General features: G+C 58.0%; 21 protein-coding genes and 1 pseudogene. All 22 read left to right on the forward strand.

Annotated elements, in window-relative coordinates:
* Nucleotides 1-2 precede the first annotated feature (2 nt).
* The 22 genes and pseudogenes from fliT (at nt 3) to OR573_00635 (ending at nt 22,242) form a co-directional block, all read left to right on the forward strand.
* Nucleotides 3-416 (forward strand): flagellar protein FliT, encoded by a 414-nt coding sequence (fliT, locus tag OR573_00530; GenBank protein ID XGA80173.1) that lies wholly within the window; start codon nt 3-5, stop codon nt 414-416.
* Nucleotides 413-1,717, forward strand: coding sequence for a flagellar hook-length control protein FliK (locus tag OR573_00535; protein XGA80174.1), 1,305 nt, complete (start codon nt 413-415; stop codon nt 1,715-1,717). Before fliT ends, OR573_00535 begins: the two co-directional genes overlap by 4 nt.
* Nucleotides 1,714-2,010, forward strand: coding sequence for an EscU/YscU/HrcU family type III secretion system export apparatus switch protein (locus OR573_00540; GenBank protein XGA80175.1), 297 nt, complete (start codon nt 1,714-1,716; stop codon nt 2,008-2,010). Before OR573_00535 ends, OR573_00540 begins: the two co-directional genes overlap by 4 nt.
* A 138-nt stretch (nt 2,011-2,148) precedes the next feature.
* Nucleotides 2,149-2,460, forward strand: a pseudogene (gene flhD / locus OR573_00545) (flagellar transcriptional regulator FlhD).
* Between the two features lie 80 nt (nt 2,461-2,540).
* Complete coding sequence (flhC, locus tag OR573_00550; protein ID XGA80176.1) at nt 2,541-3,077, forward strand: flagellar transcriptional regulator FlhC; 537 nt, start codon at nt 2,541-2,543, stop codon at nt 3,075-3,077.
* 243 nt (nt 3,078-3,320) lie between these two features.
* A complete protein-coding gene (gene motA / locus OR573_00555; GenBank protein ID XGA80177.1) occupies nt 3,321-4,190 on the forward strand; it encodes a flagellar motor stator protein MotA in 870 nt (289 codons plus the stop codon).
* A complete protein-coding gene (gene motB / locus OR573_00560; GenBank protein ID XGA80178.1) occupies nt 4,187-5,134 on the forward strand; it encodes a flagellar motor protein MotB in 948 nt (315 codons plus the stop codon). The genes motA and motB overlap by 4 nt, the downstream gene beginning before the upstream one ends.
* 31 nt (nt 5,135-5,165) lie before the next feature.
* A complete protein-coding gene (cheA, locus tag OR573_00565; GenBank protein ID XGA80179.1) occupies nt 5,166-7,274 on the forward strand; it encodes a chemotaxis protein CheA in 2,109 nt (702 codons plus the stop codon).
* Nucleotides 7,275-7,291: 17 nt separating this feature from the next.
* Nucleotides 7,292-7,792 (forward strand): chemotaxis protein CheW, encoded by a 501-nt coding sequence (gene cheW, locus OR573_00570; protein ID XGA80180.1) that lies wholly within the window; start codon nt 7,292-7,294, stop codon nt 7,790-7,792.
* A 183-nt stretch (nt 7,793-7,975) separates the two neighbouring features.
* Nucleotides 7,976-8,860 (forward strand): chemotaxis protein CheR, encoded by an 885-nt coding sequence (locus OR573_00575; GenBank protein XGA80181.1) that lies wholly within the window; start codon nt 7,976-7,978, stop codon nt 8,858-8,860.
* Between the two features lie 53 nt (nt 8,861-8,913).
* Nucleotides 8,914-9,978, forward strand: a complete 1,065-nt coding sequence (locus tag OR573_00580) for a chemotaxis response regulator protein-glutamate methylesterase (GenBank protein ID XGA80182.1) — start codon at nt 8,914-8,916, stop codon at nt 9,976-9,978.
* A gap of 61 nt (nt 9,979-10,039) precedes the next feature.
* Complete coding sequence (locus OR573_00585; GenBank protein ID XGA80183.1) at nt 10,040-11,758, forward strand: methyl-accepting chemotaxis protein; 1,719 nt, start codon at nt 10,040-10,042, stop codon at nt 11,756-11,758.
* A 177-nt stretch (nt 11,759-11,935) separates the two neighbouring features.
* Nucleotides 11,936-12,325: a chemotaxis response regulator CheY gene (cheY, locus tag OR573_00590; protein ID XGA80184.1), complete on the forward strand. Its 390-nt coding sequence runs from the start codon at nt 11,936-11,938 to the stop codon at nt 12,323-12,325.
* Between the two features lie 45 nt (nt 12,326-12,370).
* Nucleotides 12,371-13,066 (forward strand): protein phosphatase CheZ, encoded by a 696-nt coding sequence (gene cheZ / locus OR573_00595; GenBank protein ID XGA80185.1) that lies wholly within the window; start codon nt 12,371-12,373, stop codon nt 13,064-13,066.
* Nucleotides 13,067-13,189: 123 nt separating this feature from the next.
* The gene (flhB, locus tag OR573_00600) at nt 13,190-14,350 is read left to right on the forward strand and encodes a flagellar biosynthesis protein FlhB (protein XGA80186.1); all 1,161 of its coding nucleotides are present in this window, start codon (nt 13,190-13,192) and stop codon (nt 14,348-14,350) included.
* The gene (gene flhA / locus OR573_00605; protein XGA80187.1) at nt 14,347-16,428 is read left to right on the forward strand and encodes a flagellar biosynthesis protein FlhA; all 2,082 of its coding nucleotides are present in this window, start codon (nt 14,347-14,349) and stop codon (nt 16,426-16,428) included. Before flhB ends, flhA begins: the two co-directional genes overlap by 4 nt.
* Before the next feature lie 70 nt (nt 16,429-16,498).
* Entirely contained in the window at nt 16,499-18,787 is a 2,289-nt protein-coding gene (gene flhF, locus OR573_00610; protein XGA80188.1) for a flagellar biosynthesis protein FlhF, read from the forward strand.
* Complete coding sequence (locus OR573_00615) at nt 18,784-19,365, forward strand: hypothetical protein (protein XGA80189.1); 582 nt, start codon at nt 18,784-18,786, stop codon at nt 19,363-19,365. The genes flhF and OR573_00615 overlap by 4 nt, the downstream gene beginning before the upstream one ends.
* Before the next feature lie 244 nt (nt 19,366-19,609).
* Nucleotides 19,610-19,984: a flagellar protein FlhE gene (locus tag OR573_00620; GenBank protein XGA80190.1), complete on the forward strand. Its 375-nt coding sequence runs from the start codon at nt 19,610-19,612 to the stop codon at nt 19,982-19,984.
* Nucleotides 19,985-20,010: 26 nt separating this feature from the next.
* Nucleotides 20,011-20,712, forward strand: coding sequence for an RNA polymerase sigma factor FliA (locus tag OR573_00625; protein ID XGA80191.1), 702 nt, complete (start codon nt 20,011-20,013; stop codon nt 20,710-20,712).
* Between the two features lie 69 nt (nt 20,713-20,781).
* Nucleotides 20,782-21,576, forward strand: coding sequence for a MotA/TolQ/ExbB proton channel family protein (locus tag OR573_00630; GenBank protein ID XGA80192.1), 795 nt, complete (start codon nt 20,782-20,784; stop codon nt 21,574-21,576).
* 6 nt (nt 21,577-21,582) lie between these two features.
* Entirely contained in the window at nt 21,583-22,242 is a 660-nt protein-coding gene (locus tag OR573_00635; GenBank protein XGA80193.1) for an OmpA family protein, read from the forward strand.
* The last annotated feature ends 38 nt before the right edge of the window (nt 22,243-22,280 follow it).

Consider the following 22,280-nt stretch of genomic DNA (forward strand, 5'->3'; position numbering starts at 1 on the left):
GAATGTCAGTATTTCGGACGGCTCAGCATCATCTGACCCAGCAGTCCCTGCTGGATGCCTATGCGGCCCTGCTGGATAGCGCCGCACAGATGCATGAGCTTGCAAATCAGGAAGAATGGGCGGCGCTGATTGATCAGCGCACCCATTACCTTATGCTGGTTGAAAAACTACGCGAAATGGACGCCAGCGTCGTGCTGGACGCTACAGGGCAGCAGCGCAAGGCAGAGCTGCTTGAGGCGATTCTGGAGCACGATGTGGAAATCCGTCGCCAGTTGGTGGCGCGTCGCGATGAGTTGGGCAAGCTGATCGGCCTGGCCCAGCAGCAGCGCAAGTTACACCGCGCCTATGCCCCCCAGCAAGGTGATTCAGAGGCCATCTATTCACTCGGTGAGGCACCCACCAAGAGGTCACCGTGAGCGGTATCAACCCCCTGATTGATACGCTCATGCACCAGGTGTTGGGCAAACGGGGGGACGGTGCGCCACGGGTTCTTAATGAACCGGTGCGCCCGGTAGACCCGGGAACCGGCCCGCAGGCGCTGCGCAGTGACTCGCGTCTGGATGGACGTGCTGACCCGCGCCTTTCTGAGCTGAACCGCTTGCCCCCCTCGCTGGATATGCCACGACAGAGTGGCCGCGGCGAACTGCCCGCCGGGCAGCAGGGGTCGACACAGACTCATTTCAGCCCCGCCGCGCGCAGCATTGCTGATGTCTTGCTGCGCTTTCCCGCGCCGCCGTCCACCCTGCGTATTGAAGCCCCTCTGATGCAATCGGCAGATACCGCTTCGCCGTCCACTCTGGCAACTCGCCTGGAAAGCAGTATCCGTGATAGCGGCCTGTTTTATGAATCCCATCTCAAGCGCTGGTTCCAGGGCGATGCAGCGCGTCAGCAGTTACTGCGTGAACCGCAAATGCAGCCTGGTGTACGGCCGTTGCCCACCGTCACTTTGGCCGGGCAGGGGCTGCCGGCGATCAACAATCCGCTTTCCCCGAATGGGCCGCCGCTACTTTTGCCCACCTCTGTGCCCTTCATGCTGCCGCCAGGTTCTTCCCTGAATATGTTGTTGCAGGCGCTTAGCCAGGGAGGCGGCGGCCCGCTTATTCAGTCAGGCAGCGCCCTGCTGCCGGTTGCTGGTAATGCTGCCCAAGCATCCAGCTTGCTGCCGGGTGCCAATCCCGCCGCCAGTGGTAATCCTTCGGCCGCTAATGTTTCGGCAGCCAGTGTTTCGCCAGGCAATGCTGCTCTACAAGGTCAGGGCGGTGAGTTGGGCGCAGGGCGTGAATTGCTTGAACTGCATGCCATGCGCCAGCGTGAAGTGGTCAATGAGAACCTGCAGGGTCTGGTACGCCAACAGTTAGAGCTATTGGTCACGCCGACAATTCGCTGGGAAGGCGATGTCTGGGCCGGGATTTTCATGGCCCTGGTGATCAACCTGCCTGGCCGGGAAGAAGGTGCCAGCGGTGACGATAGCGAACAGAGCGAATCGCAAGAGGGCTGGCGCTCGGAAATGCACCTTGATGTCCCTGATCTGGGCGAATTCAGCGTTGCCTTGTGGCTCTATCGCGGCACCTTGAGCGTTGACTTCACAACATCCAGTGGCGAGGTGCAGCAGCGCCTGGATGAACATTTGCCTGCCCTGGAGCAGCGCCTTTCGGCGTTGGATCTGCGTAAGGTGCAGCTGAGAGTGCGCCACCTGGAGGCTGATGAGGCGCGATGAATACTCCCCATGAACGCCGCCGCCAGGCGGTAGCGCTTGCCTATCAGGGTGACGATAGCGCGCCACGTGTCGTGGCGAAAGGCTATGGCGAAATGGCCGAGCGCATCATGGCGGAAGCGCAGCGTCAGGGTATCTATGTGCATGACGCCCCGGAACTTGTAGCCTTGCTTATGCAACTGGATCTGGACGAAGAAATTCCTGCCAGCCTCTATCAGGTGGTCGCTGAAATCCTGGTCTGGGTATTTGAGCTCTCGGGAGAAGGCGTGGCACCCTCCGACGCCCAGAAATCCTGACGCTCCTGTAACCACTAAAATTGCTCTAGCTAATGAAAGTGGGATATGTAACCATACGAGAAAGTAAATAAGCGTAAAACGTTAATGATATTGCTACACTTGAGTGGCAATGTTGCCGTATGGGTTTAATAAATCAGCATGAGTCATACCAACTTTTTCGATGAAGTTCAGGAAATCAATCTGGCCTATCTGCTTCTGGCCCAGCGCCTGCTGGCGGAAGATCGTGAGATAGGTATGTTCCGGCTGAAAGTGGATGCTGAGATGGCGGATATGTTGGCATCGCTCAACGCGCGCCAGCTTACCCAGCTGGCGCGGACTAACCAGCTGCTGTGCCGCTTCACGCTGGAAAGTGCCGAACAGTTGCGTCAGCTCACTCACAACCCGCGCGACCAGGGGTTATCCGGCCTACACACTTCCTTACTGTTGGCAGGTGAGCCGCTGGAAAGTCTTCGCGACTCGTCATCTGCAAAAGCCTCCACTGACAAGCCGTCATATGGCGGCTCTGGAAAGTCGTCTGACGAGGAGGCGGAGTGACCCAAAAAAGCTTGGTGGATGAAATGCACCAGGTGCAGCTGGCTATTGAGCTGATTGAGCTGGGGGCCCGCCTGCAGGTGCTGGAGACCGAGACAGAGCTAAGCCGTACCCGCCTGATCAAGCTTTACAAAGAAGTGCGCGGGATGTCGCCGCCTAAAGGCATGCTGCCGTTTTCAGCGGACTGGTTTATTACCTGGCTGCCTAATATCCACTCATCATTGTTTTATAACATCTACCGCAACCTGCTCAAGGAAGGCAGCTGCGAGCGTATTGATGCTTTTGTTAAAGCCTACCGGCTGTACGATGAGCAGGTTGAACTTGAAGATATGGAAGCTGTACTCGGGCTGACCCGTGCCTGGACGCTGGTACGTTTTTTTGAAAGCGACCTTCTCCAGCTGAGCCGCTGCACCCGCTGTGGCGGGAATTTTGTGGCCCATGCCCATAGTCCCACACAGCATTACGTCTGTGGGATCTGTCAGCCGCCTTCCCGTGCAGGTAAAACCCGCAAGACCGCCCGCTACAAAATGACCTGACAACGGTCGTGTCAGGTGTTCTTTACCTGCCTTTACCAAACAGAATACGTCTGCTGTCGACGGCTATGCCTGTTATGCTGTTAAATAGTGTTAATTAGGCCATGTATCGCTGACACCCTGACGATATGGAACAGCCCGACAGCCGGTGTGTCGCCCCCGGTAGCCTTCGGTGAGGCGTTTCTGTGTAGGCCTCGTTAGCCTAACGGCTAACACAGGTACACAAAACCGATAAGGATACTGCTTGTGTTAATTGCGCTCGGTTATGTGGTGGTCTTGCTCTCTGTATTCGGGGGGTATGTGCTTGCCGGTGGCAGCTTAGGGCCACTGTATCAGCCGCTTGAGCTTGTGATGATTGGGGGCGCAGGTGTTGGTGCCTTTGTGGCGGCCAATAATGGTAAGGCGCTCAAGGCGACGTTCAAGATATTTCCGCGCCTGCGGCGCACCAAGCAATACAACAAAGCCATGTATATGGAGCTGTTGGCGCTGCAGTACAAGATACTCTCCAAGGTGCGCCGTGAAGGCATGCTGGGGATTGAGCGGGATATCGATAACCCTCAGGACAGCCCCCTGTTCCAGGAGCATCCGAGGGTGCTGGCGGACACGCACATCATGAACTTTCTGACCGATTACCTGCGTTTGATGGTCAGCGGCGGCATGGAGCCGATGGAAATTGACGAGCTGATGCTGCACGAAATTGAGGGCTTTGAGCAGGAAGCACATATCCCTATTGATGCGATTGCCAAGGTGGGCGATGCCATGCCGGCATTTGGCATCGTGGCGGCGGTGATGGGGGTGGTCAAGGCGTTGACCTACGCCGATGCAGGCCCTGAGCAGATGGGCGAGATGATTGCCCATGCGTTGGTCGGTACCTTTCTGGGGATTCTGCTCGGCTATGGGTTTATCAACCCTCTGGCCAGCTATCTGGATCGTCAGGCCAAGGAAGCCGAAAAGATGCTGCAATGTGTTCGGGTCACGCTGTTGGCGAGCCTGCATGGTTATGCGCCACAGATTGCCGTGGAATTTGGCCGTAAGGCTCTGCATACCGCAGAACGGCCGAGCTTTACAGAGCTTGAAGACTACGTGCGCGATGCCAAAAAGGCAGGTAGTGCATGAGCCAGGGGGGAGGTGAGCGGCGCCCGATCATCATTCGGCGTAAAAAAGTCGTACACGCTCATCATGGCGGTTCATGGAAGATTGCCCTGGCGGATTTTATGACGGCCTTGATGGCGCTGTTTTTGGTGATGTGGATCCTCAGTACTGCCAGTGAAGAGGAGCGTCAGGGGGTAGCGGAGTATTTCAATATGCCACTGACACAAGCCGTGACCGGGAGTGACCGCTCAGGAAGCACCAGTCCGATTCCCGGCGGCGGCCCGGATCCGATGCATACAGAGGGCGAGCGTGCGCGCCTTGATCTCCGCCAGCACACGCGCCCCAGCGAGCAAGAGCGGCGTTTTTTCCGCGACGTTCAAGAACGTATCGAGCGGGCAATAGCGCTGCAACCGGAACTCAGCCTGATGCGTGAGCAGATGCGCTTTGACCTGACGCGGGAAGGGCTGCGCATCCAGTTGCTCGATACCGAACAGCGGCCGATGTTTGAACTTGGCAGTGATCAGGTAGCGCCCTATATGCGCGACCTGTTACGCACTATAGCGCCGCTGCTTAACGAGCTGCCTAATGATCTTAGCATCGGCGGGCATACCGATAGCCTGCCTTATAGCGGTGGCTATCGCGGCTACAGTAATTGGGAGCTCTCAAGCGATCGGGCCAATGCCTCGCGGCGGGAGCTGGTCGCAGGTGGTCTGGACCCGGTCCAGCTGCTGCGGGTCTCCGGGTTTGCCGACCGGGTTACCTTGCCAGAGGCTGATGCGCAGGATCCGATTAACCGGCGCATTGAGCTGGTCGTGCTGCTGCCAGAGGTGGCCGAGGCGATTCGCAATCCCAGGGTGACGCCGGGCAATCGCCCGGTTCCCGAAAATGATCCGACTGCAGAAGGCAGCGTAATCCCGGAAATACCGTTGACGATGAGTCCGAACGGGGCTGAGCCCGGCAGTAACTGACATAAAAACGACGCATAGGGTGAGAGTGTGCATGGATATCACGGACTTTTTTGACACCTTTTTTGAAGAAGCGGAAGAGCTGCTGACCGATATGGAGCAGCACTTGCTGGAGCTGGATGTCGAAGATCCGGACAGCGAACAGCTTAATGCCATTTTCCGCGCTGCCCATTCGATCAAGGGTGGGGCAGGCACCTTTGGTTTTACGGTACTGCAGAAGACCACACATATTTTTGAAAACCTGCTGGATCACGCGCGCAAGGGTGAGCTTGCTCTGCGCGCCGATCTTGTTGATACCTTCCTGGAGGCAAAAGACATCATGCACGATCAACTTAATGCCTACCGCAGCGAGGAGGAGCCCAACCAGGAAGCTTATGAACGCATCTGCCAGACATTGCAGCAGATTGCACTAGAGGAAATTGGCAAAGGTCTTGAAGCTGCCGAAGGTGCGCCGATTGCCAATGCGACCCCTTCCGCTGCTGCTGAAAAATCTGCGTCTTCATCGAGCGAAGCCGTCTCTGAGTCTAACCCTGAGCCCGCTCAAAGCGCGGGCAGTGACGGTGACCTGCTACAGGTTTCCCTGCTAAACGTCAGTGAAAAAGACCGTATTCTGCTGGCCGAAGAGCTTGAGCAGTTGGGCGATATCCAGTCCCAGTCCGGAGATGAAAAACGCTATGAGGTGATTCTCCAGGGCAATACCAGCCCGGATGATATCGAAGCGGTGATGTGCTTTATCATTGAGCCGGAGCAGATCGAGATCAAGGTGCTGGACGCTGCACCCGCCGCTGACACGCCAGCGCCGCCCCTATCGACGCCAGAGCCCACCCCTGAAAAAGCCCCGCCAGCTGCGGAAAAAGCAGCGACCAAACCTGCTGCTGATGCCAAGCCTAAAGCGAAAAAAGCCGCCTCTGAATCGTCCTCCATTCGCGTCTCAGTCGACAAGGTAGATCAGATCATCAACCTAGTTGGCGAGCTAATCATTACCCAGTCAATGCTCGATCAGACCGTTAGCGATCTGGCTGATCAGTCGGTCGGCAACAGTTCACTGCAAAACGGTATGAGTCTTCTGCAGCGCAATGCCCGGGATCTCCAGGAAGCAGTGATGTCGATCCGCATGATTCCCATGGAATTCGTGTTCAGCCGTTTCCCCCGGGTGGTGCGTGATACCGCCGGCAAGTTGCAAAAAGATATAGAGCTGGTCACCGAAGGCAAATCTACCGAGCTGGACAAAAGTCTGGTCGAACGGATTACCGACCCGCTCACCCACCTGGTGCGCAACAGCCTGGATCACGGCATCGAAATGCCCGATGAACGCGAAGCCAAGGGCAAACCGCGTACCGGCAAGCTGACCCTGGCGGCAAGGCATCAGGGGGGCAATATCCTGATCGAGGTCAAAGACGACGGGGCCGGCATGGACCGTGAAGTGCTGCTCAACAAGGCCCGAGAGAGTGGCCTGAATGTGTCTGACACCATGACCGATGAAGATGTCTGGCAGCTGATTTTTGCCCCTGGTTTTTCAACCGCCAAGGAAGTTACCGATGTGTCCGGCCGCGGTGTCGGCATGGATGTGGTCAAGCGCAACATTCAGGGGATGGGCGGTCGGGTTGAGATTCAGTCCAAAAAGGACGAAGGCACCAATATCCGCATCGTGCTGCCGCTGACGCTGGCCATCCTGGATGGCATGTCGATCAAGGTGGGTCAGGAAACCTTCATTTTGCCGCTGTCGGCGGTGCTGGAATCACTGCAGCCTGCCAAGCAAGATATGTATGCCATGGCCGGTGATGACGTGGTGCTGAAAGTGCGTGACGAATATCTGCCGGTGATTGCCATTCACGAAGTGCTGGATGTCGAAAACGCCATCACCGACCCGACCAAGAGCATCGCTGTGATCGTCCAGGGCGAAGGGCGTCGCTACGCCATGCTGGTGGATGAGCTACTTGGCCAGCAGCAGGTAGTGGTCAAGAACCTTGAAGATAACTACCGTAAAGTGCCGGGCATCGCCGCTGCGACCATTCTTGGCGACGGCAGCGTTGCCTTCATCCTGGATATTACCGGCCTGCACCGCTTGGGTCGCAATAAAAAGGAATCCGGCAAAAAGATTCAATCACCCGATTTCAAATCGACCCACGCTGTTACATCGTAAAAGGAGGCTGAGTCATCATGAGTCAGGCTAGCAGTAGTGTAGTGCTTTCTGCCGCTGAGGCAGATAACCGTGAATTCCTGGTGTTCTCACTGGGAGAAGAAGAGTACGCCATTGATATTCTCAAAGTGCAGGAAATCCGTGGCTACGAAAACGTTACCCGGATTGCCAATGCGCCGGACTTTATCAAGGGCGTGACCAACCTGCGTGGCGTGATCGTGCCGATTGTTGATCTACGCATCAAATTTCGCCTTGAAAGCGTTGAATATGGCGGACAGACGGTGGTGATTGTCGTCAATGTCGCTGATCGTGTTGTCGGCATCGTCGTGGACGGCGTCTCGGATGTGATGACCCTGACCCCGGATCAGATTAAACCGGCGCCTGAGTTTGGTGTCACCCTGTCATCGGACTTTCTGAGTGGCCTGGGCAGCCTGGAAGACCGCATGCTGGTGCTGGTGGATATCGACAAGCTGCTGACCAGTGAAGAAATGGCGCTGGTGGATACCACGCGTCAATCCTGATAGTGGCAAGAGTTTAACGCCATGGATGGCGCTTTGGGTAGTGCTCGCAGAGAAGAGCATGGGGCGCTTACGCATGGCAAAGAATGTTAAAATATGTTTAATGTTAAGAATGATGACGTTGAAAGAGGGCATTCAACGCAGATTTGCCAGGCCTGTGACTGACGCGATAATGGAGGCGTGTTTTTGACCGAGCAACGAGAGGGAGAGGCTAGTCAATGGTCTTCCGGCAATCAGATCGAACGTGATCTGATGCTGACAGACGCTGATTTCAAACGTATCCGCGAACTGATCTATCAGCGAGCAGGCATCGTGCTGGCCGAACATAAGCGTGAAATGGTCTACAGTCGGCTGGCCAAACGTTTGCGTCATCATGGCCTGACACGCTTCAGCGACTACCTTCAGCGTCTTGAGCGCCAGCCCGATGCTCGCGAGTGGGAGGCCTTTACCAATGCGCTGACCACTAACCTGACCGCTTTTTTCCGTGAGGCGCATCACTTTCCGCTGTTGGCGGAACATATCAGGCACAAGACAGGGCCGGTATCGGTCTGGTGTGCGGCGGCCTCTACCGGTGAAGAGCCCTATTCGCTGGCCATGACCCTCTTGGAAACCCTTGGCCCCAAGGCCAGCCAGTCGCGCATCGTGGCCACCGATATCGATACAGAAGCCCTGCAAAAGGCGCGCAGCGGCGTTTACCCCCTTGAGCAGGTACGCAAGATAGATGAAGTACGCGTTAAACGTTTCTTCCATAAAGGCACCGGTAAGCGCATTGGGTTAGCCAGAATCCGCCCTGAAGTCTCCGAGCTGGTGGATTTTTCTGCCTTGAACCTGCTGGCGCCGCAATGGCCAATCAAAGGGCCTTTTGATGCGATTTTCTGCCGCAACATCATGATCTACTTCGATAAAGAGACGCAGGCAAAAATTCTCAAGCGGTTTGCACCGCTGTTGAAGCCGGATGGCCTGCTCTTTGCCGGGCATTCGGAAAGCTTCTCGTATATCAGCAACGAGTTCAAATTGCGTGGGCAGACGGTCTACACCCTGGCGCCCCATCATCGCTCGTCCGGCAACTAGCCAAAGGTACTTGTAGTCAAAGGTATCTGGCCAACAACGACAGGAGGCGTGCATTGAGCGCATCTAAAATAAGAGTGTTATGCGTCGACGATTCGGCACTGATTCGCGATCTACTGACAGAAATCATCAACTCTCAGCCGGATATGGAAGTCGTGGCGGTTGCCCCGGACCCGATTGCCGCACGAGACCTGATCAAACAGCATAATCCTGATGTGCTGACCCTGGATGTCGAAATGCCGCGTATGGATGGCCTGGATTTTCTTGAACGCCTGATGCGCCTGCGGCCCATGCCGGTGCTGATGGTGTCCTCGCTGACCCAGGCAGGCTCAGAGATCACCCTGCGAGCGCTGGAGCTTGGAGCCCTGGATTTTGTTGCCAAGCCCAGCTTGGGTATTCGCAACGGCATGATGGAATACGCCAATGAGATCGCTGAAAAACTGCGTGCCGCCGCCCGTTCAAGGCCGCGTCAGGCGCTGCCCAAAAAGAATGCCCCAGCACGTAAAGAGCTGACCGCACCGCTGACCTCCAGTGAAAAGCTGATCATCATAGGCGCGTCGACTGGCGGTACCGAAGCGATTCGCTCAGTGCTGGAGCCACTGCCCGCCAATGCCCCGGCGATTCTGATCACCCAGCATATGCCCGGTGGCTTCACCCGCTCGTTTGCTGAACGTCTTGATCGGCTGTGCCGTATTTCGGTGAAAGAAGTTACCGATGGCGAGCGTGTACTGCCTGGCCACGCCTATATCGCCCCGGGGGATCAGCACCTTGAGCTGGCGCGCAGCGGGGCCAACTATGTGGCCCGGTTAAACAGCGGCCCGCCGGTTAACCGTCACCGTCCCTCGGTGGATGTGTTGTTTCATTCTGCGGCCCAGCATGCCGGTAAAAATGCCGTGGGCGTGATTCTTACCGGTATGGGTAAGGACGGTGCCAAGGGGCTTTTAGAAATGCGTGAGGCCGGTGCGGCGACGATTGCCCAGAACGAAGAAACCTGCGTGGTGTTTGGTATGCCACGGGAAGCTATCGCCATGGGCGGTGCCACTGAAACTGCTGCCCTGGACGATATTCCCGGCCGGATGATGTCGCTGGTAGCGGCGTCCGGTCGCGCCCAGCGGGTCTGATGATCACTTGCCATTTACCGGGCCGCTGATAACCCACGCCTGCTGACCAAGGAAACACGCTATGAGCCGCCTACTGCGCAACGTATCGCTGAACGTCTCCATTCTCGTCGCGCTTGTTCTACTGACCCTGGCGATTGCTGCCAACGTGGTGATTTTTACCCTTGCCGACAGGGCAACAAACCGCACACTGCACACCTTGGAAGCGATCAACGTTGACCAGCTCAACGAAATCAACCGCGCCGATGCCCTGTGGAGCGGCGCCATGGTGGAACTGGAAGCCGCCTCCAACGATTTCATGCTAGGCCGCCGCGAGCAGGCAGACCAGCGTCTAGATGCCGCCTCCAATCAGCTGGAGCGTGCGCAAGAACGCTTTGATAACTTTGCCTCAGTGGCGCGCACCGAGCAAGGCGAAGCGCTTGGCGCCCGGATTGAGACAACCTTTGCGGCGGGTATGGAGATTGCGCGTCAGCAGCTTGCGGCATTGAACGAGCTGCGCACTACCCAGTTCAACGAGTTGCGCGACGAGCTTGCCACTGTGGGCGCCCAGCAAGAGGCTGCGCTGGATGAGTTTGTTGACTATGCCACCCTGCGTGGCCAACAGCTACAGCAGGAACTCAATGACATCAGCCGTTTTTATTCGATTATCGAGTGGGTCATCCTGGGGCTGTCGATCCTGTTGGTAATCCTTATCTATGCCAGCCTGAGGGCGATTGTATTGCGACCGTTGAATCAGGTCGCTGTAGCGCTGGATGCGATTGCCAATGCCGACCTGACCCAAACCTTGCCCGAAGGCGGCAAGAACGAGATAGGCCGCTTGCTGACCTCAATGAGGCGTATGCAGCTGAGCCTGAACGATATTGTCGCCAAAGTACGTGAAGGCAGCCAGGAGATCTATCACGGCACCCGTGAAATCGCCAGCGGCAACGCTGACCTTTCATCGCGTACCGAGCAACAGGCCGCCTCTATCCAGGAAACCGCCGCCAGCATGGAAGAGATGACCGCCACGGTGAAGCAGAATGCCGACAACGCCCGCCAGGCCAGCACTCTGGCAGCGGATGCCTCAAGTACCGCGGAGCGTGGTGGTGAGGTGGTTGAGCAGGTGGTCAGCACCATGCACGGCATTTCCACCAGCTCGCAGAAAGTGGCGGATATTACCGGGGTGATCGACTCGATTGCCTTCCAGACCAATATTCTCGCCCTGAACGCTTCGGTGGAAGCCGCGCGTGCGGGAGAGCAGGGCCGTGGCTTTGCCGTGGTCGCGGGTGAAGTACGCAACCTGGCCAGCCGTAGCGCGGACGCGGCCAAAGAGATCAAAGGGCTGATTGAAAGTTCGGTGGCACAGATCAACGAAGGCTCTGTTCTGGTGGAGCAGGCGGGCGCCACCATGACAGAGGTCGTGACTTCGGTGCGCCGAGTCACCGACATCATGGATGAAATTTCGGCCGCCTCCCAAGAACAGAGTGACGGTATTGAGCAGGTCAGCCAAGCGGTAGGCCAGATGGATCAGGTCACCCAGCAGAATGCCTCTCTGGTGCAACAGGCCTCGGCGGCAGCGGCCTCGCTGGAAGAGCAGGCGAACCGTCTGGAGCAGGCGGTTGCGGTCTTCCAGCTGTTGGGTGCCAAACAGGCAGCGCCTGCCTTGGCGTCGCCGACACCAGCGCCTTCTGCCGCCCGCTCTGCAGCCCACTCCTCGCAGGAAGCAGCGCCGCTGCGGCGTCCTGCCAGCCAGACCCGTAGTACCCGGGAGACACCCGCTCAGGATGACTGGGAGGAATTTTGATGTGTGCGCACTTTCTGGCTCGGGTGTCCTTTGAAAAGCAGGCTTAACTGGCTGCTTTACAATGTTTTAAAATAAGATGATGGCGATATACTTGTTGGCTGGTCGTGATAAAGCGTCGCCATCATCAAACGAACCGTTAATAACACCGCAAGATCAAGATCTGAGTGAGGATAACCAATGGCAGACAAGAACATGAGCTTTCTGGTGGTTGACGACTTTCCGACCATGCGCCGGATTGTCCGCAGCCTGCTCAAAGAGCTCGGTTTTACCAATGTAGAAGAGGCCGAAGACGGCCAGGATGCGCTGAACAAGCTACGCGCGGGCAAGTTTGAATTCGTGGTATCGGATTGGAACATGCCCAACCTGGATGGCTTGGAGATGCTCAAGGAAATTCGTCAGGACGATGCGCTGAAAGAATTGCCAGTGCTGATGGTGACGGCAGAAGCCAAGAAGGAAAACATCATTGCCGCCGCGCAAGCGGGCGCCAGTGGTTACGTCGTCAAGCCGTTCACGGCCGCCACCCTCGAAGAAAAGCTGAACAAGATCTTCGACAAGATGGGCAAATAAAGCGGTGAGGGTGCTAAGGCGCCTGAATAATGAGGAGATAACATAATGCGTCAGAATGAGCAGGATGATTCTGCCCAGCTGTCCGAAGAGGCCGCCGAAGACCTGATCCAACGTATTGGCAAGCTGACACGCATGCTGCGTGAAAACATGCGGGAGCTGGGCCTCGATAAAGAAATTGAGAAGGCCGCGGAAGCAATTCCCGACGCCCGTGACCGTCTGCATTACGTCGCGGCCATGACCGAGCAGGCAGCCGAACGTGCCCTCAACGCGATTGACCGGGCCCAGCCCATGCAGGACCAGCTGACCGAACGCGCCGAAGCGCTGGACAAGCGCTGGACGGAGTGGTTTGAGGCTCCTCAGGAGCTGGATGACGCCAAGCTGCTGGTCAAGGAGACCCGCCAGTATCTCAGTGACGTACCGGATATGACCTCCGCGACCAGCAAGGAACTGCTGGAAATCATGATGGCCCAGGACTTTCAGGATCTGACCGGCCAGGTGATCAAGAAGATGATGGATGTGATCCGCGAGATCGAACATCAGCTGGTACAGGTGCTGATTGATAACGTGCCGGAAGCGCAGGCACGACAATCCATGCAGCGTAAGGCCGAAGATCAGTGGAAGAATGACAACGCACGGCGTAACGAAGAATTGCTCAATGGCCCACAGGTTAAGGAGGATGAACCTGATGTGGTCTCCGGGCAGGATCAGGTTGATGATCTGCTGGATGAGCTGGGTTTCTGATTGCCAGTAAGGTACGGATTTAATGGTTGTCCGGCTTCAACCGCCCAACAGGGCGGTTGAATGCGTCTTGAACAAGCATTGAAACCTTGACGAGACCATTGCAGCAAGCTGAGCAGAGAGTTTATGGCTGAAAGCGATAGCGACGACGAAAAAACCGAAGAGGCTACGCCGCGACGTGAGGAAAAAGCCCGAGAAGAAGGTCAGGTACCCCGATCACGGGAGCTGACCACCTTCCTGATGCTTCTGGGCGGCGTTATCGGGCTTTGGGGGATGGGCATGATGATCTATGACCAGCTTGGGCTGGTGATGGAGCAGGCCTTTGGGTTTGAGCGTCGTGAAGCCATGGAAACTCTGCCCATGCTGGTGAATGCGCTGGATATTGGTGAACGCACTCTCTACGCCATCATGCCGCTGTTTTTGCTGTTGACGGTGATTGCCATGGTCTCTCCGGCGCTGTTGGGTGGCTGGCTGATTTCAGCCAAATCCATGCAGCCAAAGCTTTCCAAGCTTAATCCGTTTAAGGGTCTGAAGCGGATGTTTTCCAGCCAGGCCCTGATCGAATTGTCCAAGGCGCTGGCCAAGTCAGTCCTGATAGGCGGCGTGAGTGCGGCTTTTTTGTATCTCAATATTGGTAAGTTTCTGGCCCTGATGACCCAGCCCATCCAGCAGGCCCTGGCCAATACCCTGACCATGGCCGCCCAGGCGGCAGGCCTGATGGTGTTGACGCTGATTGTGGTCATCCTGATTGATGTGCCTTTCCAGCTTTACAGCCATGCCAAAAAGCTGCGCATGAGCAAGGAAGAAGTCAAACGTGAGCACAAGGAATCCGAAGGTGACCCTCAGCTCAAGGCGCGCATCCGCCAACAGCAACAGGCAATGTCGCGGGGGCGGATGATGAGCAAGGTACCGGATGCCGATGTGATTATTACCAACCCGACCCACTACGCCATTGCCCTGGAATATCAGGAAGGCAGCATGGGCGCCCCCCGGGTAGTTGCCAAAGGCGCCGATGCGGTGGCGATGCGCATCCGCGAAGTAGCGCAGGAAGCGGGCGTGCCGCACCTTGAAGCCCCACCGCTGGCGCGGGCGCTGTATTACCACGTTGATCTGGACGCTGAAGTACCTGCCCAGCTCTACACTGCCGTGGCCGAGGTCATGGCCTGGGCCTATCGCCTGAAGAATATTGCAAAAGAGGGAGGCGATGTGCCCCCGACGCCCGATAACCTACCGGTGCCACCGGAAATGGAGAGCCGCGATTCACGCGGCAATGAGACACCGTTATGAAAGGCTTAGGCCAACTGATCAACCAGCGTGACTGGATGGGCGATGTGCGCATGAAGCTGCTCGCCGGCCCCATCCTGATCATGATGATCCTGGGCATGATGATTCTGCCGCTGCCGCCTTTCGTCCTGGATCTGTTATTCACGTTTAATATCGCCCTGGCGATCATGGTGCTGCTGGTCAGCATGTTTACCCAGAAACCGCTGGATTTCGCCGCGTTTCCAGCGGTACTGCTGTTTACCACCTTGTTGCGCCTCTCGCTGAACGTTGCCTCTACTCGAGTGGTGTTGATGAATGGCCATGAAGGCGGCGACGCAGCGGGCAAGGTGATCGAGGCCTTTGGTACCTTCCTGGTCGGCGGTAACTTCGCCGTTGGCCTGGTGGTGTTTCTGATTCTGGTGGTGATCAACTTTATGGTCATCACCAAAGGCGCCGGGCGTATCGCCGAAGTCGGCGCCCGCTTCACGCTTGATGCCATGCCAGGCAAGCAGATGGCGATTGACGCTGATCTCAACGCCGGGCTGATCGGAGAAGAAGACGCCAAGCAGCGGCGCGCCGAAGTGGCCCAGGAAGCCGATTTCTACGGCTCCATGGACGGTGCCAGCAAGTTCGTGCGCGGAGATGCCATGGCCGGGCTGGTGATCATGGTGGTCAACATCATTGGTGGCCTCTTGATCGGCATGCTGCAGCACGGCATGAGCTTTGCCGATGCGGGCGAGACTTACACACTGCTGACCATTGGTGATGGCCTGGTCGCGCAGATTCCGGCCCTGGTGATTTCAACCGCTGCCGGTGTCACGGTATCACGGGTCAATACCGATCAGGATGTTGGCCAGCAGATGATCAGCCAGCTGTTTATCAACCCTCAGGTGTTGATTCTGGCAGCCGCAGTGATGGGCCTTCTGGGCATGGTGCCAGGGATGCCCAACCTGGTCTTCCTGATCTTCACTACTCTGCTGGGCGGGCTGGCCTGGTACCTGATTCGCCAGAAGAACCAGCAGCTGGTGCGCCAGGAGATTGCCGACGTCCCGGCGCCGGTTCAGGAAGCGCCGGAGGCCAGCTGGGAGGATGTCCAGCTGGTGGATACCCTAGGCCTTGAAGTGGGCCATCGGTTGATTCCGCTGGTGGATTCACGCCAGAAAGGCGAGCTGTTAGGGCGGATCAAGAGCGTTCGCAAGAAGTTTGCCCAGGAAGTCGGCTTTTTGCCGCCCGTCGTGCATATCCGCGATAACCTGGAGCTTGCGCCCAACAGCTATGTGCTGACCATGAAAGGCGCTGAAATCGGCCGCGCCGAAGCTCATCCTGGCAAATGGCTGGCCATCGACCCCGGCCAGGTCTCGGGTGAGCTGCAAGGCTCGCCGACCAAGGACCCGGCCTTTGGCCTGCCAGCGGTATGGATCGACAGCAACCAGCGCGAGCATGCCCAGGTGTATGGCTATACGGTCGTGGATGCCAGTACGGTCATTGCCACCCATCTGAACCACCTGTTGCATCGTCATTCACCGGAAATGCTTGGCCGTGCCGAAGTGCAGAAGTTGCTCGACAAGCTGAGCGGCGACCAGAAATCCCTGGTGGAAGAAGTGGTGCCCAAGGCGATTTCACTGACGGTATTGCAACGCATTATGCAGAACCTGTTGGATGAAGACGTCTCGATTCGCGACTTGCGTACCATTCTGGATACCCTGGCCGAATACGCTCCTCAACAGCAGGATGCCAACGAGCTATCGGCGCTGGTGCGGATTGCGTTGGGGCGTGCGATTACCCAGCAATGGTTTGCCGGCCAGGACGTGCTTAATGTAATGGGCCTGGATGCCCAGCTGGAACAGGTGCTGTTGCAGGCTATGAACGGTAACGGTGCCATGGAGCCTGGCCTGGCGGATACCCTGATGACCCAGGCCGAACAGGCACTGGAGCGCCAGGAAGCTGCCGGTGAGCCGCCGGTACTGGTGGTGCAACACAGCCTGCGTGCGGTATTGGCGCGCTTTTTACGCCGCCGGATGCGCCACCTGGTGGTGATGTCCCAGGCCGAGATTCCCGACGACCGCACCCTGCGTGTTGTCACGCTGGTCGGTGGGCGATAGCCATGCTGCCAGCAGCCTGCACGAGTGAACACGTATCTCCACTTTTGAACCAAAGGGCAGAGGGTGAAACATGAGCGTAAGACGTTTCGTTGGCACCAATAGCCGCGATGTAATGCGCCAGGTGCGCGAGGCGCTGGGAGATGATGCGCTGATCGTTGCCAACCGCCGCACAGAAGGGGGAGTCGAGATTCTGGCCATGGCCGACGCGGCGGCGGATCACTTTGACCCTGCGCCCGAGGACCCGATTCCCCCTGAGCCACCTGTGGCGCAACCAGCGCCCGCGGCGGGGTTTGAATCAGCGCTGGCGGCGGCATCATCCCGGCCAGTACCTGCAAAAGCACAGCCTGCCAACCTCGAACAGGCCAAGCCAGACCCCTTGCAGGCGATGAGCGAACGCCTGCTCAAGGAAATGCAGGATATGCGCGCCCTGCTGGCCAGCACCGGGCAGCCGCTGGAAACCACACCGCCGCCCAGAGGCTGGGCGCAGCGTCTGCACCAGTTGCTGTTTGAAGTAGGGTTCAGCGTTGAAATTGCCAATGAGCTGCTGGCCGGCATGCCGGAGGATTTCAACCAGCTGGCCGATGAAAGCGAGCAACCGCTGGCCTGGCTGCGTACCCGGCTGGCCAGTCGGCTGACCGTCCTCAAGGATGAAAACAGCTTTTTTGATCAGGCCGGCATTGTCGCTCTGGTCGGGCCCACGGGGGTGGGCAAGACCACCACCACTGCCAAGCTGGCGGCACGCTTTGTGATGCGTCATGGCACCCGGCCAGTGGCGCTGGTGACCACTGACAGCTTCCGTATCGGCGCCCATGAGCAGCTGCGTATCTATGCTCGCCTGCTGGATATTCCCATGTACGCACTGGACGCCGAGCAGCCGATTGATTCCCTGCTGGGGCGTTTGCAGGGCAAACAGTGGGTGATTATCGATACGGTGGGCATGAGTCAGCGGGATCAAAGGGTGATCGAGCAGATTGCCCAGCTGCAGGGCGGTCATTCCAAGGTACGGCTGGTGTTATTGCTGAACGCTGCTAGCCAGCCGGAAACTCTGGAAGAAGTGGTGCTGCGCTATCGCCAGGCAGCCCGTGCCGCAGGCGCAGAGCTTGACGACTGCATCATCACCAAGCAGGACGAAGCCGGGCGGCTGGCGCCGGTGCTGGATATTGTCATGCGCCATGGCCTGCGTGTGCTGTTTGGCTCTCATGGCCAGCAGGTGCCTGAAGACATGAGCCTGGCGGCCGCCGCCCCGCTGGTGGAACAGGCGCTGAAAACCCGCACCCCGCGCTCGGCCCAGGCGGAACCTGACGGAGCGCCATCACTCAGCCTGCCGCGCTGGTCGCGAGATGTACTCGGTCAGGGGCGGCGGCTGTCCTCGCTGCTAAGCCGCCTGCGTGAACGGGTAGGTGGTTTTGCGCACCTGGAAGCCTGTTGGGATTTAGCCGCTCTGCCAATCCGCGTTCAGGCTGAGCGTCTGGACAAACTGCTGCAGGATTACCCGCCCGCCGGGGCGACCCTGGGCATGCACTGGGCGCCACGGCGTAACGAGCGCGGCTGTGACTGGGCCATGCCGGATACTGGCCTCGACCCCGACGGCGCCTGGCTGGCGCTGCCCTGGCTGCAGCATCGCCAGCCTGCCGGGTGGCAGCCACGCCTGGAAGCGCTGACTGAACAAAGCGGCGTGGCCGTGCATTTACTGCCTCAACTGCCTGATACCCCCAGCCGTTCCTGGCTTAACGCCCAGCAGCTTACCTGGGTCAGCCAGGTGCGCGGTACTCAACGCGTAGTCGCGGATGGCGAGCGGGTGACCCTTAAACAGGTGTTTGCGCAAAGCACCTTGACCCATAGCGTTGAGGTGCGTTTTCGTGGCCAGCCCATGCAGCTGTGGAACGCCTATGCCGAAGTTGACAGTGTTGAGCGCGATGCCCATGGCCAGAGCGAAACCTTACTGGCCTGGTATGCCGAGGTGCGTGACCCGGAAAGCGCCCGGGTGGTTACCCGTCGCTACTGGCTGACGCCGCGCCGCCTGGGGGCAGATGTTCTCTCCCTGCTGGTCATTCAACTGCAGGCTGAAGGCTTGGCCACCCTGACGCGGCGCGCCTGGCAACAGCTCAAGCAGGATGACGGTGGCGAAGTGAACGCCGAGGTGCGCCTGTTGATGGCCAGCGGCACGGCAGCGGTTGCCGGGCATCTGGATAATGCCGATGACGAAGCAGCGGTGGCGTTACACAGTGATCTGATGGGGCTTTTGGGGGCGCGCCGGAAACGCCGCGATACCGCCTTGCTGGATGCCCTGCTGTACGCCCTGATGGCCCGCGATGCGATCCGCCAGTTGGGCAGCGTTAACCGGGAGGGTGTGGTGTGAGCGAGCAGGATCAGGCATCAGGGTTACGCAAATGGGCCAACCTGCAGCGTCAGCAGCAGGGTCAGCAAGATCAGGCCGAGGAGGAAGGTGATGCAGACTCCCCAACCACTGAGCAGCCGTCAGCGCCCGAACCCGCTGAACCAACGCCAGCGTCTGAGCCAGCACCAGCACCCACCCCCGCGCCGCCCGCGCCGAAGAAAAGACTGATGGTGGTGGGTCTGCCTTCGACCGCCAATAGCCAGGCCAATCGGGTACGTGAGCGTCTTGAACAGTGGTCAGCGTTAGGGCGATGCTGGGCGGGAAAGCCGGAAAACTGGGATATTCATGTGGTAATGGCAGATGACCCCGCACTTCATGACTATGCGCGCCGCTACTCGCGCTGGGCGCTTTGGGTCAACAGCCACGCCGACAGTTTTGTGGATACCTTTCGCACCCTGCGTCAGCTGAGGGAATCCGGCGGCCCGCAGCGCTTGCTGGCGCTGCATGAACCTAATCTGCCACGGGCCGGTCTGTTGAGCAATTTGCAAGCGGCGGCACAGACTTACCTGGATATTGAACTGTTGATTTTAGCCAGATAGATGCCTTTGCGAGCGCTTTGCATTAAGCTAATTGTTAAGGTGTTTTTAACAAATAGGTATTAGTCGTCTGTTTGGTCATCAGAGCGGTTAAGAACAACCCCTTAAACAGGGAGGAAGCCTCAGGGAAGATAACTGTCAACGTCAGCACGGCCAGGCGTTACTGGCAACGGATGAAACCTTGTTTCCAAAACCATCAGATACCAGATTATTGTGCAATACCCTCCAACGCCGGGTAGGCATTGGAGTGTTGGCTTTGTTATGGCTGCCCGCCGCTGCCCTGGCAGCAAGCGGCAGCTGGGTGGCCAGCGTACCGGGCACCCTGGTCGCCATGAGTGACCGCCCCAGCGAGACGCGCCGCGCGACGCCACCGCCGGGTACACCAGTGGGCGAAGGGGTGATAAGCCAGGTGCAATGGCGCTGGGAGCCTCCTCCGGGGCAGTCGGTGAATGCCTGGCTTTGCCACCCCCAAAGCTGCCTGGCCTTGCCGATGCAGCGTGGCAGTACCCGGGCATTTGCAGGGGTAAGTGCGCAGACGCCGCTGCATTTTCGCTTTACCTTGCCGCAAGGACACAGGCCGGTACGCGTTCAGGGCATGCAGATCATCGTTAATTATCAGTAACGCGAGTCCAGCCGCGAGGCGAAAAGATGTACACAGCACAGGGCAGATTCGAACAGCAGGACCAGTTGACGCAATACATGCCTCTGGTGCGGCGTCAGGCGCTCTCGCTACAGGTGCGCCTGCCGGCCAGTATCGAGCTGGATGATTTGATTCAGGCCGGCACGGTCGGGCTGCTTGAGGCACTCAGCCGCTTTGATGCCAGCCAGGGGGCCACTTTTGCCACCTTTGCCAGCCAGCGTATTCGCGGGGCGATGATGGACGAGCTGCGTACCCGGGACTGGCTGCCACGCAGCGTGCGACGTTCCGCTCGGGCGATTGATGAAACCGTCAGGCAGCTGGAGCAGCAGCTTGGCCGAGCGCCGGAGGAAAGCGAGATCGCCGCCGGGCTGGATATGTCGCTGAGCGATTATCATCAGGTATTGCAGGACACCAACAGCGGGCAGCTGTTGCCCTATGAGACCCTGGTGGAAGATGGTGGCGAGCCGGATAACCAGAGTGCTCAGAGCCGCCCCTTCGAACAGCTTCTCGACAGCCAGCAGCGTCAGCACCTGGTCGCCGGTATTGAAGCGTTACCCGAGCGCGAAAAGCTGTTAATGGCGCTGTATTACCAGGAAGAGCTCAACCTGAAGGAAATCGGCGCTGTACTCGGCGTTACCGAATCCCGGGTTTCCCAGCTGCACAGCCAGGCTATCAGCCGCTTGCGAGCAAAGCTCAACGACTCTGCCTGATGCAGGGCCAATCTCTGACGCTTGAGCGTCTGTTTTCCACTTGATCAAAAGACCGGCAAGGAGCCGTTGATGAACCCCTCAACGCTAATCGGTATGTTTGCCAGCATTGTACTGCTGGTCAGTGTTCTATTTTTTACGGCTGAATCGCCGGAAAGTTTTCTCAACCTGCCGGGGCTGGCGATCGTGGTGACCGGCACCCTGGCCGCTACCTTTATCAGCTATCCGCTGCGCGAGGTGCTGAGAGTGGTTCGCCTGGTGGGTGTGGTGTTCCGGCGTGAAAATACCTACGTGCGCGATGACATCAAAGAACTGGTGGACATGTCGCGACTATGGTTCAAAGGCGACGTTCGTGCAGTCGAGGACGCCCTGCAGTACACTCGCAACCCGTTTTTGCGCTCTGGTATTCAGCTGGTGATTGCCAATACCAAGGAAGATGAGATCTTCGATATGCTGCGCTGGCGGATTGCCCGCCTCAAAGCCCGCGAGCACGCGGAAGCGCAGATTTTCCGCACCATGGCCACCTATGCGCCGGCCTTTGGCATGATTGGCACCCTGGTGGGGTTGGTGAATATGCTGGAAGTGATGGACGCCGGTGATCTTGAAGTCATCGGCCCACGCATGGCGGTGGCGCTATTGACCACTTTCTATGGGATTCTACTGGCCAACCTGATCTTCAAGCCGATCGCCGTCAAGCTGGAGCGCCGCACTGAAGAACGCCTGATCACCATGAACATGGTGCTCGAAGGTATTTCGCTGATTACCAAGCGCCGCCTGCCGTCGTTTATTGAGGAAACGCTTAACTCCTTCGTGGCCAACTACCACGATGAAATCCGCGATCCTAATGTCAAACCACGCAAGGGGTAATTGGCCATGTTGGATCGTGATACCCGGCGCACACTGGAACCGGTTGCCGTTGACAGTGGTGATGACGAAAGCTGGCTAACTAGCTACCTGGATGTACTGACGCTGCTGATCACGCTCTTTGTACTGCTGCTGGCGCTGACACCAGTAGGAAACGGCGAGGCTAGAGAGGCCATGCGTCCACCTGGTGCCGTGCCGTCTTTCCCGTTGGCCACCTTGGCGACCGGGATCATGCCGCGTAGCGATGGCCTGCAGCCAAAGTTCTCGGGTCTGAGTATTCCTGGGGTGAATGTCGAGCAGGGGCGTGAAGGTGTCACACTACGCATTGATGACAGCCTATTATTTGCCAGCGGCCAGGCAGAGCTGACCGCCCAGGGGCGGGGTGTGATTGAAAGCCTGGTAGAGGTGCTGGAATCCTTTGACGGCCAGATTTCGGTGGAAGGGCATACTGACAATATTCCGATTGCCACGGCACGCTTTCCGTCCAACTGGGAGTTGTCGGCCGCCCGTGCGATTGCCGTGGTTCGTCATCTGGAAAGTGAAGGGTTGGATATCTATCGGATGCGTGCCGTGGGCTATGCGGATACCCAGCCGATGGAAAATAACACAACACCAGAGGGGCGGGCCGCCAACCGACGGGTAGAACTGATCCTGCGTCAGCAACTCTGAACGCTGGCCAGCCATTACCATAAGCCACCATTCTTAAT

This window comes from Halomonas sp. CH40, assembly GCA_041875495.1.
Lineage (GTDB): Bacteria > Pseudomonadota > Gammaproteobacteria > Pseudomonadales > Halomonadaceae > Vreelandella.